Here is a 13,408-nt window from a genome sequence, read left to right on the forward strand (position 1 = left end):
AATATGAATGCTGACAAATAATCTGTGCCGGGCATATAAAATAAAACGCGTTTTGGGATCGTTCTTATTCAAAAAATGAAAGAAGAAAATATTGCTATGTTATTTGCGGCTTTTTATAATTTGTTACCTTTCTATGGTCGCCTTGTCATTGATCCGCAAGAAAGTTTCCGAGACCGTGACGGTCTCTTTTTATGTTGTACGGACTCCTTAAATAAAATGAAGCTTTTGAAGACAGTACCCGCAGCACTGATGCTGGCGGGTGGCGTATTTGCGTCACTGAATGCAACCGCCGATGATACCGTTTTTACTGTCATGGACGATCCCTCCACTGCCAAAAAACCCTTTGAAGGTAACGTGAATGCCGGGTATCTGGCGCAATCCGGTAACACGAAAAGCTCCTCCCTGACCGCAGACAGCACCCTGACCTGGTACGGCAACACCACGGCCTGGTCGCTGTGGGGAAATGCGAGCAACACCTCTGCTAACGATCAACGCTCATCGGAGAAATACGCGGTAGGCGGACGTAGCCGATACAACATGACCGATTATGACTACCTGTTCGGGCAGGCGAGTTGGCTGACTGACCGCTACAACGGCTATCGCCAGCGTGATGTCGTAACTGCGGGTTATGGTCGTCAGTTCCTCAATGGGCCGGTGCACAGCCTGCGTTTTGAATTCGGTCCGGGTGTCCGTTACGACGAGTACACCAACGGCGAAGATGAAACCCAGCCGCTGGGTTATGCATCGGGCACCTATGCATGGCAGATGACGGACAACGCAAAATTCACCCAGGGTGTGTCGGTGTTTGGTGCTGAAGATACAACGCTGAACTCAGAAAGTGCGTTGAATGTGGCCATCAACGAACACTTTGGACTCAAGGTGGCGTACAACGTAACCTGGAACTCATCCCCACCTGATTCTGCGCCGGAACATACCGATCGCCGAACCACGATTTCTTTAGGTTATAAAATGTAATATCGTCGGGCCGGGATTATTCTCGGCCCGTTTTTTATTTTCTGAAACTGTGCTTATTTATATTAAACGGCGTTTTAAAATAATGGGTCTGGTTTCATCTTCATAATTTCTCCATAATTAGCCGACCAGGGCTTATTCAGTTTATTTGACACGAATTGATAAATAATTTGACTAGGCAAGAATGTGATCCAGATCTACACTTACGGCACAGGCGAAAAACTCGCCTCAGGCATATCGCATTAAATAAGTATGAGAATAAAATTATGAAAAAAATCAAAACCGCTACAGCAGCGATGGTGCTTTCCGCACTTTCATTTGGCGTATTTGCTGCTGATAATATGACGCAACCTGCCAGTGACGTTAACAGCCCAATCGGGATCGCTAAAGCCTCGGATGTAGAAGCAGGCTCCAACATTGCCCCTGGCTCTCAGTCTACCGGCCAGTCAATGAATGATGCATTTGATGTACACAAGCTGGTGGCGGGTGAGTGGTCCTGATATTTCAACTGCCACGTGTGACGGAATATATACGCTGTCACAGCCTGTCGAAAACCGGATTATGACGTACCGGTTTTGGACCATAAATTATCGTAAAGATAGTTAAGATTTATTCAGTAAATTCACGGCACGTTTTCGCTGACAAAATATTAGCCCCAGATCATTGCGGCCCAGCGCAGCAGCAACATCGCGCCGCAAATAGCAATTAACACCACGACCATTTTCCAGTGCTTCACGGCAAATCTTTTTGTTGGCATAACCTAATCCTTGTCAGTTGATACCCTTAGTCTACCAAAATCTGCGCCAGAAAGCGCTCAACCCTGGACAACAGGTTATGCCGGAACACCGGTTCGGCTTAAAACCAATGGAATCTGTCAGCCAGAATTAATACCAGGCAAGCAGCGGAAAGTAGATTCAATATCACAACGGTTCTGCTGGATACATTCATGTGATACCCCTTCGATGTTTAAAGGACCAAGTCAAGAATAGCTCAGCACTTTCGGATTGCGAGCCTCCGTCAGCAAAAGTTCATGAACGCAGACAAAAGGATGAACGGTTCAAACGGTCTCAGAAGGTGCATTCGCCCTTTCAATAGTGTTACCATTACCCTGCTTGCCGTAAATTCGCATTTATCTGAATCGGCAGGTGCATGATGACGAACCAATTTGACGATTGTTGGTCAGATGGTTTCGTAATCTACTGTTTAATCACGATTATTTTCTTTGTATATGCTCTTATGTGTGGGGCATCACTGCAAATAAGGATATAAAATGCCTGTAATTACTCTTCCTGATGGCAGCCAACGCCATTTCGACCATGCTGTTAGCCCAATGGATGTTGCCCTGGATATCGGTCCTGGACTTGCAAAAGCAACCATCGCAGGTCGCGTAAACGGTGAGCTGGTAGACGCGTCCGATCTGATTGAAAGCGATGCAACGCTTGCGATCATCACCGCGAAAGACGAAGAAGGTCTGGAGATCATTCGTCACTCCTGTGCGCACCTGTTAGGCCATGCTATTAAGCAGCTGTGGCCAAACACCAAAATGGCAATCGGCCCGGTTATCGACAACGGTTTCTACTACGACGTTGACCTTGACCACACCCTGACTCAGGAAGATATCGACGCGCTCGAAAAACGTATGCACGAGCTCGCTGAAACCAACTACGACGTCATCAAGAAGAAAGTCAGCTGGCACGAAGCGCGTGAAACCTTCGTGAAGCGCGGCGAGAGCTACAAAGTCTCGATTCTTGACGAAAACATTTCTCATGATGACAAGCCTGGCTTGTATCATCACGAAGAATACGTCGACATGTGCCGTGGACCGCACGTGCCGAACATGCGCTTCTGTCATCACTTCAAACTGATGAAAATCGCAGGCGCTTACTGGCGTGGCGACAGCAACAACAAAATGTTGCAGCGTATTTATGGTACCGCGTGGGCCGATAAGAAAGCCCTGAACGCGTACCTGCAACGCCTGGAAGAGGCGGCTAAGCGTGACCACCGTAAAATCGGTAAGCAGCTTGACCTGTATCATATGCAGGAAGAAGCGCCGGGGATGGTGTTCTGGCATAACGACGGCTGGACCATCTTCCGTGAACTGGAAACGTTCGTGCGCTCCAAGCTGAAAGAGTACCAGTATCAGGAAGTGAAAGGCCCGTTCATGATGGACCGTGTGCTGTGGGAAAAAACCGGCCACTGGGACAACTACAAAGATGCGATGTTCACCACTTCGTCTGAGAACCGTGAATACTGCATCAAGCCAATGAACTGCCCGGGCCACGTTCAGATCTTCAACCAGGGTCTGAAATCCTACCGCGATCTGCCGCTGCGTATGGCGGAGTTCGGTAGCTGCCACCGTAACGAGCCATCAGGTGCGCTGCACGGTCTGATGCGTGTTCGTGGCTTTACTCAGGATGATGCGCATATCTTCTGTACTGAAGATCAGGTCCGTGAAGAAGTTAACGCCTGTATTCGTATGGTCTACGATATGTACAGCACCTTTGGCTTCGAGAAGATCGTGGTCAAACTCTCAACGCGTCCGGAAAAACGTATCGGCAGCGATGAGACATGGGATCGCGCAGAAGCAGATCTCGCCGTCGCGCTGGAAGAGAACGGTATTCCGTTCGAATACCAGCTGGGCGAGGGCGCATTCTACGGTCCGAAAATTGAATTTACCCTGTATGACTGCCTCGATCGCGCATGGCAGTGCGGAACGGTACAGCTGGACTTCTCCCTGCCGCAGCGTTTAAGCGCCTCTTATGTTGGCGAAGACAACGAGCGTCAGGTGCCGGTTATGATTCACCGTGCGATTCTCGGTTCACTGGAGCGCTTCATTGGCATCCTGACCGAAGAGTTCGCGGGCTTCTTCCCAACCTGGCTTGCGCCAGTGCAGGTAGTGGTGATGAACATAACCGATTCTCAGGCGGATTACGTTAAAGAATTGACGCAGAAACTACAAAATGCGGGCATTCGCGTAAAAGCAGACTTGAGAAATGAGAAGATTGGCTTTAAAATCCGCGAGCACACTTTACGTCGTGTCCCGTATATGTTGGTCTGTGGTGATAAAGAGGTGGAAGCAGGCAAAGTTGCCGTTCGCACCCGCCGTGGTAAAGACCTGGGGAGCCTGGACGTAAGTGAAGTGATTGAGAAGCTGCAACAAGAGATTCGCAGCCGCAGTCTTCAACAACTGGAGGAATAAGGTATTAAAGGCGGAAAACGAGTTCAAACGGCACGTCCGAATCGTATCAATGGCGAGATTCGCGCCCAGGAAGTTCGCTTAACAGGTCTGGAAGGCGAGCAGCTGGGGATTGTGAGTCTGAGAGAAGCGATCGAAAAGGCTGAAGAAGCTGGAGTAGATTTAGTTGAAATCAGCCCTAACGCCGAACCGCCAGTTTGTCGTATCATGGACTACGGCAAGTTCCTTTATGAAAAGAGTAAGTCTTCTAAGGAACAGAAGAAGAAGCAAAAAGTTATCCAGGTTAAGGAAATTAAATTCCGTCCTGGTACCGACGATGGCGATTATCAGGTAAAACTCCGCAGCCTGATTCGCTTTCTGGAAGATGGCGATAAGGCCAAGATCACGCTGCGTTTCCGCGGTCGTGAGATGGCCCACCAACAGATTGGTATGGAAGTGCTTAACCGCGTCCGTGACGATCTGAGTGAACTGGCAGTAGTCGAATCCTTCCCTACGAAGATCGAAGGCCGCCAGATGATCATGGTGCTCGCTCCTAAGAAGAAACAGTAAGGCCTTCAAGCAGCAAAATCTGTGGAGCCTTCGGGCCCCATAGGTTTTGTTCGCCTATGTTTCGTTTATTTAACAATGCGAAGTGGAAGTTATTAAAATGCCAAAAATTAAGACCGTACGCGGTGCTGCTAAGCGCTTCAAAAAAACCGGTAAAGGTGGTTTTAAGCACAAGCACGCTAACCTGCGTCACATTCTGACTAAGAAAGCTACCAAGCGTAAACGTCACCTGCGTCCAAAAGCCATGGTTTCTAAAGGCGATCTGGGCCTGGTCATCGCGTGCCTGCCGTACGCATAAGTCGTTAACGTTTAACTTTTTTAACTTAGAATAGATACAGGAGAGCACACATGGCTCGCGTAAAACGTGGTGTAATTGCACGTGCACGTCACAAGAAAATTTTGAAACAAGCTAAAGGCTACTACGGTGCGCGTTCACGCGTATACCGCGTTGCCTTCCAGGCTGTTATCAAAGCAGGTCAGTACGCTTACCGTGACCGTCGTCAGCGTAAGCGTCAGTTCCGTCAACTGTGGATTGCGCGTATCAACGCAGCAGCACGTCAGAACGGTATTTCTTACAGCAAATTCATCAACGGCCTGAAAAAAGCCTCTGTTGAAATCGACCGTAAGATCCTGGCTGACATCGCAGTATTCGACAAAGTAGCGTTCACCGCTCTGGTCGAAAAAGCGAAAGCAGCACTGGCATAAGCCAGTTGAGAGAGGGGGCTTTGCCTCCTCTTTTCATTTAACACCATCAGAAGATTGACATTTATCCGTGCAGGCTTTTCAATAAGGTCTTAACGGTTTTTACCCTACAAGGTAACGCAAGCATGAATGCTGCTATTTTCCGCTTCTTCTTTTACTTTAGCACCTGACTTCAGGAGGCTAGCGCGTGAAAGATGAAACGAAAAACAGCGCCAGATAAGCCTCCCGATGGAGGCTTTTTTTGTGCCTGAAGTTAAGAGAATACGTCCAACAATTCGGTGTCTGCACCGACATAATGAGGAAAACCATGTCACATCTCGCAGAGCTGGTTGCCAGTGCAACGGCCGCCATTAACCAGGCCTCAGATGTTGCCGCGTTAGACAATGTCCGCGTCGAATATCTGGGCAAGAAAGGGCATTTGACCCTTCAGATGACTACCCTGCGTGAACTGCCAGCAGAGGAGCGCCCGGCAGCCGGTGCAGTGATTAACGAAGCCAAAGAGCAGGTACAGCAGGCGCTGAACGCGCGTAAAGCCGAGCTGGAAAGCGCAGTACTGAATGCGCGTCTGGCGGCAGAAACGATTGACGTTTCTCTGCCGGGTCGTCGTATTGAAAACGGCGGTCTGCATCCGGTTACCCGTACTATCGATCGTATTGAAAGTTTCTTCGGTGAGCTCGGCTTTACCGTGGCGACTGGCCCGGAAATTGAAGATGATTACCACAACTTCGATGCCCTGAACATTCCTGGCCATCATCCGGCACGTGCTGACCACGACACTTTCTGGTTTGACGCTACCCGTCTGCTGCGTACTCAGACTTCCGGCGTTCAGATCCGTACCATGAAGGAGCAGGAGCCGCCAATCCGCATCATCGCGCCGGGTCGCGTATACCGTAACGACTACGATCAGACCCACACCCCAATGTTTCACCAGATGGAAGGTCTGATTGTTGATAAAAACATCAGCTTTACCAACCTGAAAGGCACGCTGCACGATTTCCTGAACAACTTCTTTGAGGAAGATTTGCAGGTTCGCTTCCGCCCGTCCTACTTCCCGTTCACCGAACCGTCTGCGGAAGTTGACGTGATGGGTAAAAACGGCAAATGGCTGGAAGTGCTGGGCTGCGGCATGGTGCATCCAAACGTGCTGCGCAACGTGGGTATCGATCCGGAAGTGTATTCCGGCTTTGCGTTCGGTATGGGTATGGAGCGTCTGACCATGCTGCGCTACGGCGTAACCGACTTACGTGCGTTCTTCGAAAACGATCTGCGTTTCCTCAAACAGTTTAAATAAGGGCAGGACAGAACAATGAAATTCAGTGAACTGTGGTTACGCGAATGGGTGAACACCACGCTGGACAGCGACGCGCTTTCCAACCAGATCACCATGGCGGGTCTGGAAGTTGACGGTGTAGAGCCGGTTTCTGGCGCCTTCACCGGCGTAGTCGTGGGTGAAGTGGTTGAATGCGGTCAGCACCCTAACGCTGACAAACTGCGCGTAACAAAAGTCAATGTGGGCGGTGACCGTCTGCTGGATATCGTCTGCGGTGCACCAAACTGCCGTCAGGGCCTGAAAGTGGCCGTGGCGACCGTCGGTGCGGTGCTGCCGGGCGATTTCAAAATCAAAGCGGCTAAGCTGCGCGGTGAGCCGTCTGAAGGCATGCTGTGCTCCTTCTCCGAACTGGGTATTTCCGACGATCACTCCGGCATTATTGAACTGCCGCAGGATGCGCCAGTTGGTACCGATATCCGCGAATACCTGAAGCTTGATGACAACACCATCGAAATCAGCGTAACGCCAAACCGTGCTGACTGTTTAGGCATCATCGGTGTGGCCCGCGACGTGGCCGTGCTGAACCAGACTGAACTGAACGTGCCGGAGATCGCTCCGGTTGAGGCAACCATCAGTGACGTGTTGCCGATACAGGTGGACGCGCCTGAGGCCTGCCCACGCTACCTCGGTCGTGTGGTGAAAGGTATTAACGTTAAAGCGCCAACCCCGCTGTGGATGAAAGAGAAACTGCGTCGCTGCGGTATCCGTTCTATCGATGCGGTCGTCGACGTCACCAACTATGTTCTGCTGGAGTTGGGCCAGCCAATGCACGCCTTTGATAAAGATCGTATCGAAGGTGGGATCGTCGTGCGCATGGCGAAAGAGGGCGAAACCCTGGTTCTGCTGGACGGCAGCGAAGCGAAACTGAACGCTGACACCCTGGTGATTGCCGATCACAACAAAGCGCTGGCGATGGGCGGGATCTTCGGCGGCGAGCACTCTGGCGTCAACGACGAGACGCAAAACGTCCTGCTGGAATGCGCGTTCTTCAGCCCGCTCTCCATCACCGGCCGCGCACGCCGTCACGGTCTGCACACTGATGCTTCTCACCGCTACGAGCGTGGCGTGGATCCTGCGCTGCAATACAAAGCGATGGAGCGTGCGACTCGCCTGCTGATCGACATCTGCGGCGGCGAAGCGGGTCCGGTTATCGATGTGACCAACGAAGCGACGCTGCCGAAGCGTGCGACCATTACCCTGCGCCGCAGCAAACTGGATCGTCTGATTGGTCACCACGTTGCCGATGCGCAGGTGACCGACATTCTGACGCGTCTGGGCTGCGAAGTTACTGAGGGTCAGGACGAGTGGAAAGCCGTTGCGCCGTCCTGGCGTTTTGACATGGAGATCGAGGAAGATCTGGTGGAAGAAGTGGCCCGCGTTTACGGCTACAACAACATCCCTGACGAGCCGGTGCAGGCGGGTCTGGTGATGGGCAGCCATCGCGAGGCCGATCTGTCTCTGAAGCGTGTGAAAACCATGCTGAACGACAAAGGCTACCAGGAAGTGATCACCTACAGCTTCGTTGATCCTAAGCTGCAACAGCTGATCCACCCGGGTCAGGAAGCGCTGATTTTGCCAAGCCCGATTTCCAGCGAGATGTCAGCGATGCGTCTGTCCCTGTGGACGGGACTGCTGGGTACTATCGTTTATAACCAGAACCGTCAGCAAAACCGCGTGCGTATTTTCGAAAGCGGTTTGCGCTTTGTACCGGATACTCAGGCGAATTTAGGCATCCGTCAGGATCTCATGCTGGCCGGCGCCATCAGCGGTAACCGCTTTGAAGAGCACTGGGACCTGGCAAAAGGGACGGTTGATTTCTACGATATGAAGGGCGATCTGGAAGCGATTCTCGATCTGACCGGTAAATTATCCGAAATTGAATTCCGCGCAGAAGCGATTCCAGCCCTGCATCCGGGTCAGAGTGCGGCGATCTATTTAGACGGCAAACGTGTTGGTTTCATTGGGGTTGTTCACCCGGAACTGGAACGTAAGCTGGATCTGAATGGCCGTACCATCGTATTCGAACTGGAGTGGAACCCGGTTGCAGACCGCGTCATTCCTCAGGCGCAGGACGTCTCCCGCTTCCCGGCAAACCGCCGTGATATCGCGGTTGTGGTCGCTGAAAATGTGCCCGCAGCAGATATTTTGGCCGAATGTAAGAAAGTTGGCGTAAATCAGGTAGTTGGCGTAAACTTATTTGACGTGTACCGCGGCAAGGGCGTAGCAGAAGGTTTCAAGAGCCTCGCTATTAGCCTTATCCTTCAGGATACCAGCCGTACACTCGAAGAAGAGGAGATTGCCGCTACCGTCGCCAAATGTGTAGAGGCATTAAAAGAGCGATTCCAGGCATCATTGAGGGATTGAACCTATGGCGCTTACAAAAGCTGAAATGTCAGAATATCTGTTTGATAAGCTTGGGCTTAGCAAACGGGATGCCAAAGAGCTGGTAGAGCTGTTTTTCGAAGAGATCCGTCGTGCTCTGGAAAATGGTGAGCAGGTTAAACTCTCCGGTTTTGGCAATTTTGATTTGCGAGACAAAAACCAACGTCCGGGCCGTAACCCGAAGACGGGGGAAGATATTCCCATTACAGCCCGCCGCGTGGTGACCTTCAGACCCGGACAGAAGTTAAAAAGCCGTGTCGAAAACGCAACGCCCAAAGCAGAGTAATATGAACTAACTAAAAAGGCCGCTCACGCGGCCTTTTTTCTTTGCGCTATTTGCTAAACCCGCCGTAAAATCAATGATATCTCAACCGGATAACCTATCGTCTATGCTTGATCTTGCCCGCCGCCAGCACCGCTCCGATCTTCGCCGCCTGTGTCTGCTCGGGGTGCTGTTGATTGTCGCCACCACCGTCAGCCTGTGTGCGGGCGATCGGTGGCTGGGGCCGGAAAGCTGGTTTACGCCTGAAGGACAACTCTTTGTCTGGCAGATCCGCCTGCCGCGGACGCTGGCTGTCCTTTTAGTCGGCGCTGCGCTGGCGCTGTGCGGCACGATCATGCAGGCATTATTTGAAAACCCTCTGGCGGAACCCGGGCTTCTCGGGGTGTCAAATGGCGCAGGCGTCGGGCTTATCGCCGCCGTGATGCTGGGGGGAGGCGAGCTCTCCGGCTGGGGGATTAGCCTCAGCGCCATCCTTGGCGCGCTGTTGATAACCCTTATCCTTTTGCGCTTTGCCCGCCGCCACTTATCCACCAGTCGGCTGCTGCTTGCGGGGGTAGCGTTGGGGATCATCTGTAGTGCGCTGATGACCTGGGCCGTCTACTTTTCTACCTCCTTCGATCTGCGCCAGTTAATGTACTGGATGATGGGGGGATTTGGGGGTGTTGACTGGCGTCAGGGGTGGCTGATGGTGCTCCTGATCCCGGTCATCCTGTGGACGGCGTTCCAGGCGCAGCCTCTTAATATTCTCGCGCTGGGCGAAACGTCTGCTCGCCAGCTCGGGATGTCGATTGGATTCTGGCGCAACGTGCTGGTTATCGCCATTGGCTGGATGGTAGGCGTAAGCGTGGCGCTGGCGGGGGCGATTGGCTTTATTGGGCTGGTGATCCCGCATATGCTGCGCCTGTGCGGCATTACGGACCACCGAACCCTGCTCCCGGCCTCGGCGGTTGCCGGGGCGGCAACGCTGCTGATTGCCGATATCATCGCCCGGCTCGCCCTGACGGCCGCTGAGTTGCCCATAGGCGTGGTGACCGCAACGCTGGGCGCACCGGTCTTTATCTGGCTACTATTAAAAGCTGGACGTTAAAACACAACCTGTAAGTCAACCTGAGGGAATGCTATGCAGCCTGATATTCTGAATACCGAAGTGACGACCATTGACGGCGAGAAAACCACGCTGGAAGGCTACAAGGGCAAGGTGCTGCTCATCGTGAACGTGGCATCGAAATGTGGCCTTACTCCGCAGTATGAACAGCTGGAAAACATTCACAAAGCCTGGGAAAAAGACGGCTTTACCGTACTCGGCTTCCCGTGCAACCAGTTCCTGGGCCAGGAGCCGGGTAGCGAAGAGGAGATTAAGACCTTTTGCAGCACAACCTATGGCGTGACGTTCCCGATGTTCAGCAAAATTGACGTGAACGGTGAAAATCGTCATCCGCTGTATGCCAAACTGGTGGCCGCGGCGCCGACCGCCGTTGCGCCTGAAGAGAGTGGTTTCTATGAGCGTATGGCAAGTAAAGGCCGTGCGCCGCTCTATCCGGATGATATTCTGTGGAACTTCGAAAAATTCCTGATTGGCCGTGACGGTGAGGTTGTGCAGCGTTTTTCGCCTGACATGACGCCTGAAGATCCTATCGTGATGGAATCAATCAAGCTGGCGCTGGCGAAATAATGACGCTGCTGATGCAGCTCACGGACGTTGCCGGCAAGGGGCGTCTTGAGCCTGTTACCGCCGAAGTCAACGCAGGTGAAATCCTTCACCTGGTTGGGCCAAACGGCGCCGGAAAAAGCACGCTGCTGGCGCGCATGGCTGGGCTGACCAGCGGGGAAGGGGAAGTTACCTTCCTCGGGCAATCGCTCGTCAACTGGCTACCCGCTACACTTGCCTCCCGTCGAAGCTACCTGGTTCAGCAGCAGGTTCCGCCCTTTGCGATGCCCGTCTGGCACTACCTGACGCTGCATCTGCCTGATAAAAATCAGGTGGGATTGCTCAACGAGGTTGCTGTGTCGCTCGGGTTAGACGACAAGCTAACCCGGCAGGCAAATCAACTTTCCGGCGGCGAGTGGCAGCGCGTGCGTCTGGCCGCCGTCATCCTTCAGATCCATCCGGCGGGAAATTCTCACGGGCGGTTGCTGCTGCTGGACGAGCCGATGAGCGGGCTGGACGTTGCCCAGCAGGCAGCGCTGGATACCCTGCTCAGCGCGCTGTGTCGCAAGGGGATTGCCATTGTGATGAGCAGCCATGATTTAAACCATACGTTGCGCCACGCGCATCGGGTGTGGTTGCTGGCGCGTGGCAAGCTGATTGCCAGCGGAACGCGCGACAGCGTGCTGACGGCCGCCAATCTTGCGAGCGCTTACCACATGTCGTTCCGGAGGCTGGATATTGAAGGCCACAAGATGCTCATTTCCACGGCGCAGGAATAACCTTTCTTGCACAGCTGCATAGATGCACGCTAAATTACCGAAAGAACAAAAAAAGCAGAGGATTCGTCTGAAATGCGATTCTGGTTTCTCCTTGTTGCGGCGCTCTTTCTTGCAGGATGCAGCAGCCATCGTGCACCTCCGCCCAACCCACGGCTTTCCGATTCCATTACGGTCATTGCCAGCCTGAACGATCAGCTCAGCAACTGGCGCGGCACACCTTATCGCTACGGCGGCATGAGCCGGGGCGGGGTGGATTGCTCGGGATTCGTGCTGATGACCTTCCGCGATAAATTTGACCTCCAGCTTCCGCGTGAAACGCGTATGCAGGCGAAAATCGGCACTGAAATTGATAAAGACGAGCTCCTGCCCGGCGATCTGGTCTTTTTTAAAACGGGCTCCGGTGAAAGCGGCCTTCATGTCGGCATCTATGATACCGATAATCAGTTCATTCATGCCTCGACCAGCCGTGGCGTGATGCGCTCCTCTCTGGATAATGTTTACTGGCGTAAAAACTTCTGGCAGGCCAGACGTATTTAACCGCTGCATAAAAATGCAGTGCGGAGGGCCTGGCGGTGAAAATAGACGTCAGGCTTTTCTTGCGGGTTGATTAAAGTTAAATTTTTGCCCAATTATTTATGTCCGCATGTGCCTGTTTTATCTAAAACTGGCTATTATTCAATAACCAGGATAAAATTAATTTAGATTCAGGGAAAAATCTGAAAATTAATACGGAAAGAATGAAATTAATCTTATTAAAATCAAGACAGTGGAATTGTGCCTGCAATTGCTCCAGGATGTTCTCTCTCATCTTTAATGCAGGACAAGCGCGATGATTATTACGCTAGATAATGCTTACCAGTCTGAACTTTTACTCCTTCCGGCGCGTGATAGTGCAGGTTTGCTTAAAGGTTTAGAGATTTTGGTTAACTTTACTGGCGTGGGTGCGGACGTACGGATCCCGACTGAACTGGTTATCCCACATCTTTCTCAGGAAGATGAATTAGCGCTGTTTCAGGAGAAACTGCAATTACTCGATACCTGTAAGCTATTTTTTATTCAGCATCAGTTAATTGCATGGATCAATATTACACCTGCAATTGTTGAGTTTTTATTAACTAATGAGAACGCTGTTTCAATCCTCGAGCGTTATCCGTTTCTTGAGTTTACTGTTAATGAGAACTATCCAGGTTTAAATAACGGGAAAGACGATCCCTGTCTGGCAAGAATGGCGATCCATTTCCCCTTAGTACTGGCTAACTTTGGTGCAGGGGCATCTTCCCTTAAACCGGTTTATGATGGTCTGTTCAAACGGGTGATTCTGGATAAAAACTTTATCCAGCAGCGCGCGTCGGCACTCTCGTTTGAGCCTTTTATGCGCGCCATTCTCTGGCAGATCGCGCCGCATTGTCAGTCGGTCATGGTCTCGGGAATTGACGATCACGGCATCTTAGAACGCGTGCTGCCCTTCAATTTCGGTGCAATGCAGGGAAGCCTGTGGCCTGCCGTCCCGGCAGAGCGGGTCACGACTCTCGTTCAGCAATAACCCCTTTCTTCGCCCGTGTTTACGTCC

Annotated in this window: 17 protein-coding genes and 1 other annotated feature; of the genes, 15 read left to right on the forward strand and 2 right to left on the reverse strand. The window is 52.0% G+C overall.

Translation table 11 applies throughout. The features are described from left to right. Positions 1 to 216 precede the first annotated feature (216 nt). Positions 217 to 975 carry a YdiY family protein gene (locus RS584_RS08870; protein WP_026080717.1) on the forward strand — a complete coding sequence of 253 codons (759 nt, stop codon included), beginning with the start codon at positions 217 to 219 and terminating at the stop codon, positions 973 to 975. 263 nt (positions 976 to 1,238) lie between these two features. Next, entirely contained in the window at positions 1,239 to 1,472 is a 234-nt protein-coding gene (locus RS584_RS08875) for a hypothetical protein (protein ID WP_015570736.1), read from the forward strand. 149 nt (positions 1,473 to 1,621) lie between these two features. On the opposite strand, the gene yniD is transcribed toward RS584_RS08875, so the two are convergent. Together yniD and yncL are read right to left on the reverse strand one after the other, a co-directional pair. Next, complete coding sequence (yniD, locus tag RS584_RS08880; protein ID WP_003857815.1) at positions 1,622 to 1,729, reverse strand: small membrane protein YniD; 108 nt, start codon at positions 1,727 to 1,729, stop codon at positions 1,622 to 1,624. A gap of 98 nt (positions 1,730 to 1,827) precedes the next feature. After that, positions 1,828 to 1,920 (reverse strand): stress response membrane protein YncL, encoded by a 93-nt coding sequence (gene yncL, locus RS584_RS08885; RefSeq protein WP_071842885.1) that lies wholly within the window; start codon positions 1,918 to 1,920, stop codon positions 1,828 to 1,830. A 322-nt stretch (positions 1,921 to 2,242) separates the two neighbouring features. Between yncL and thrS the strand changes: the two genes are divergently transcribed. From thrS to RS584_RS08950, 13 genes are all read left to right on the forward strand, one after another. Further along, on the forward strand, positions 2,243 to 4,171 hold the full coding sequence (gene thrS, locus RS584_RS08890) for a threonine--tRNA ligase (RefSeq protein WP_315749399.1): 1,929 nt from the start codon (positions 2,243 to 2,245) through the stop codon (positions 4,169 to 4,171). Between the two features lie 3 nt (positions 4,172 to 4,174). Further along, positions 4,175 to 4,717, forward strand: coding sequence for a translation initiation factor IF-3 (gene infC / locus RS584_RS08895; protein ID WP_023616141.1), 543 nt, complete (start codon positions 4,175 to 4,177; stop codon positions 4,715 to 4,717). A 97-nt stretch (positions 4,718 to 4,814) separates the two neighbouring features. Beyond that, positions 4,815 to 5,012: a 50S ribosomal protein L35 gene (gene rpmI / locus RS584_RS08900; protein ID WP_001124225.1), complete on the forward strand. Its 198-nt coding sequence runs from the start codon at positions 4,815 to 4,817 to the stop codon at positions 5,010 to 5,012. 50 nt (positions 5,013 to 5,062) lie between these two features. After that, entirely contained in the window at positions 5,063 to 5,419 is a 357-nt protein-coding gene (rplT, locus tag RS584_RS08905; protein ID WP_000124850.1) for a 50S ribosomal protein L20, read from the forward strand. 117 nt (positions 5,420 to 5,536) lie between these two features. Continuing rightward, positions 5,537 to 5,661 (forward strand) — a sequence feature (Phe leader region). After that, a complete protein-coding gene (pheM, locus tag RS584_RS08910) occupies positions 5,542 to 5,586 on the forward strand; it encodes a pheST operon leader peptide PheM (protein ID WP_001386830.1) in 45 nt (14 codons plus the stop codon). Its footprint overlaps the feature before it by 45 nt. A 62-nt stretch (positions 5,662 to 5,723) precedes the next feature. Continuing rightward, positions 5,724 to 6,707, forward strand: coding sequence for a phenylalanine--tRNA ligase subunit alpha (gene pheS, locus RS584_RS08915; protein ID WP_003857809.1), 984 nt, complete (start codon positions 5,724 to 5,726; stop codon positions 6,705 to 6,707). Positions 6,708 to 6,722: 15 nt separating this feature from the next. Next, entirely contained in the window at positions 6,723 to 9,110 is a 2,388-nt protein-coding gene (gene pheT, locus RS584_RS08920; protein WP_015570734.1) for a phenylalanine--tRNA ligase subunit beta, read from the forward strand. Between the two features lie 4 nt (positions 9,111 to 9,114). After that, a complete protein-coding gene (gene ihfA, locus RS584_RS08925; RefSeq protein ID WP_003857805.1) occupies positions 9,115 to 9,414 on the forward strand; it encodes an integration host factor subunit alpha in 300 nt (99 codons plus the stop codon). Between the two features lie 103 nt (positions 9,415 to 9,517). Further along, on the forward strand, positions 9,518 to 10,498 hold the full coding sequence (gene btuC / locus RS584_RS08930) for a vitamin B12 ABC transporter permease BtuC (protein WP_315749401.1): 981 nt from the start codon (positions 9,518 to 9,520) through the stop codon (positions 10,496 to 10,498). 33 nt (positions 10,499 to 10,531) lie between these two features. Continuing rightward, on the forward strand, positions 10,532 to 11,083 hold the full coding sequence (locus RS584_RS08935; RefSeq protein ID WP_315749403.1) for a glutathione peroxidase: 552 nt from the start codon (positions 10,532 to 10,534) through the stop codon (positions 11,081 to 11,083). Beyond that, positions 11,083 to 11,838: a vitamin B12 ABC transporter ATP-binding protein BtuD gene (gene btuD / locus RS584_RS08940; RefSeq protein WP_315749405.1), complete on the forward strand. Its 756-nt coding sequence runs from the start codon at positions 11,083 to 11,085 to the stop codon at positions 11,836 to 11,838. Before RS584_RS08935 ends, btuD begins: the two co-directional genes overlap by 1 nt. 72 nt (positions 11,839 to 11,910) lie before the next feature. Then, a complete protein-coding gene (locus RS584_RS08945) occupies positions 11,911 to 12,375 on the forward strand; it encodes an NlpC/P60 family protein (RefSeq protein WP_015570730.1) in 465 nt (154 codons plus the stop codon). 292 nt (positions 12,376 to 12,667) lie between these two features. After that, positions 12,668 to 13,381: an EAL domain-containing protein gene (locus tag RS584_RS08950; protein WP_032104825.1), complete on the forward strand. Its 714-nt coding sequence runs from the start codon at positions 12,668 to 12,670 to the stop codon at positions 13,379 to 13,381. Positions 13,382 to 13,408 lie beyond the last annotated feature (27 nt).

This window comes from Enterobacter sp. DTU_2021_1002640_1_SI_PRY_ASU_LCPMC_013 (assembly GCF_032389435.1).
Taxonomy (GTDB): Bacteria; Pseudomonadota; Gammaproteobacteria; order Enterobacterales; family Enterobacteriaceae; genus Enterobacter; species Enterobacter hormaechei_C.

Bases quoted from the DNA above. Each gene is read 5' to 3' on its own strand.
- RS584_RS08870 (WP_026080717.1), top strand. From the start codon at position 217: ATGAAGCTTTTGAAGACAGTACCCGCAGCACTGATGCTGGCGGGTGGC.
- RS584_RS08875 (WP_015570736.1), top strand. From the start codon at position 1,239: ATGAAAAAAATCAAAACCGCTACAGCAGCGATGGTGCTTTCCGCACTT.
- yniD (WP_003857815.1), bottom strand. From the start codon at position 1,729: ATGCCAACAAAAAGATTTGCCGTGAAGCACTGGAAAATGGTCGTGGTG.
- yncL (WP_071842885.1), bottom strand. From the start codon at position 1,920: ATGAATGTATCCAGCAGAACCGTTGTGATATTGAATCTACTTTCCGCT.
- thrS (WP_315749399.1), top strand. From the start codon at position 2,243: ATGCCTGTAATTACTCTTCCTGATGGCAGCCAACGCCATTTCGACCAT.
- rpmI (WP_001124225.1), top strand. From the start codon at position 4,815: ATGCCAAAAATTAAGACCGTACGCGGTGCTGCTAAGCGCTTCAAAAAA.
- rplT (WP_000124850.1), top strand. From the start codon at position 5,063: ATGGCTCGCGTAAAACGTGGTGTAATTGCACGTGCACGTCACAAGAAA.
- pheS (WP_003857809.1), top strand. From the start codon at position 5,724: ATGTCACATCTCGCAGAGCTGGTTGCCAGTGCAACGGCCGCCATTAAC.
- pheT (WP_015570734.1), top strand. From the start codon at position 6,723: ATGAAATTCAGTGAACTGTGGTTACGCGAATGGGTGAACACCACGCTG.
- ihfA (WP_003857805.1), top strand. From the start codon at position 9,115: ATGGCGCTTACAAAAGCTGAAATGTCAGAATATCTGTTTGATAAGCTT.
- btuC (WP_315749401.1), top strand. From the start codon at position 9,518: ATGCTTGATCTTGCCCGCCGCCAGCACCGCTCCGATCTTCGCCGCCTG.
- RS584_RS08935 (WP_315749403.1), top strand. From the start codon at position 10,532: ATGCAGCCTGATATTCTGAATACCGAAGTGACGACCATTGACGGCGAG.
- btuD (WP_315749405.1), top strand. From the start codon at position 11,083: ATGACGCTGCTGATGCAGCTCACGGACGTTGCCGGCAAGGGGCGTCTT.
- RS584_RS08945 (WP_015570730.1), top strand. From the start codon at position 11,911: ATGCGATTCTGGTTTCTCCTTGTTGCGGCGCTCTTTCTTGCAGGATGC.
- RS584_RS08950 (WP_032104825.1), top strand. From the start codon at position 12,668: ATGATTATTACGCTAGATAATGCTTACCAGTCTGAACTTTTACTCCTT.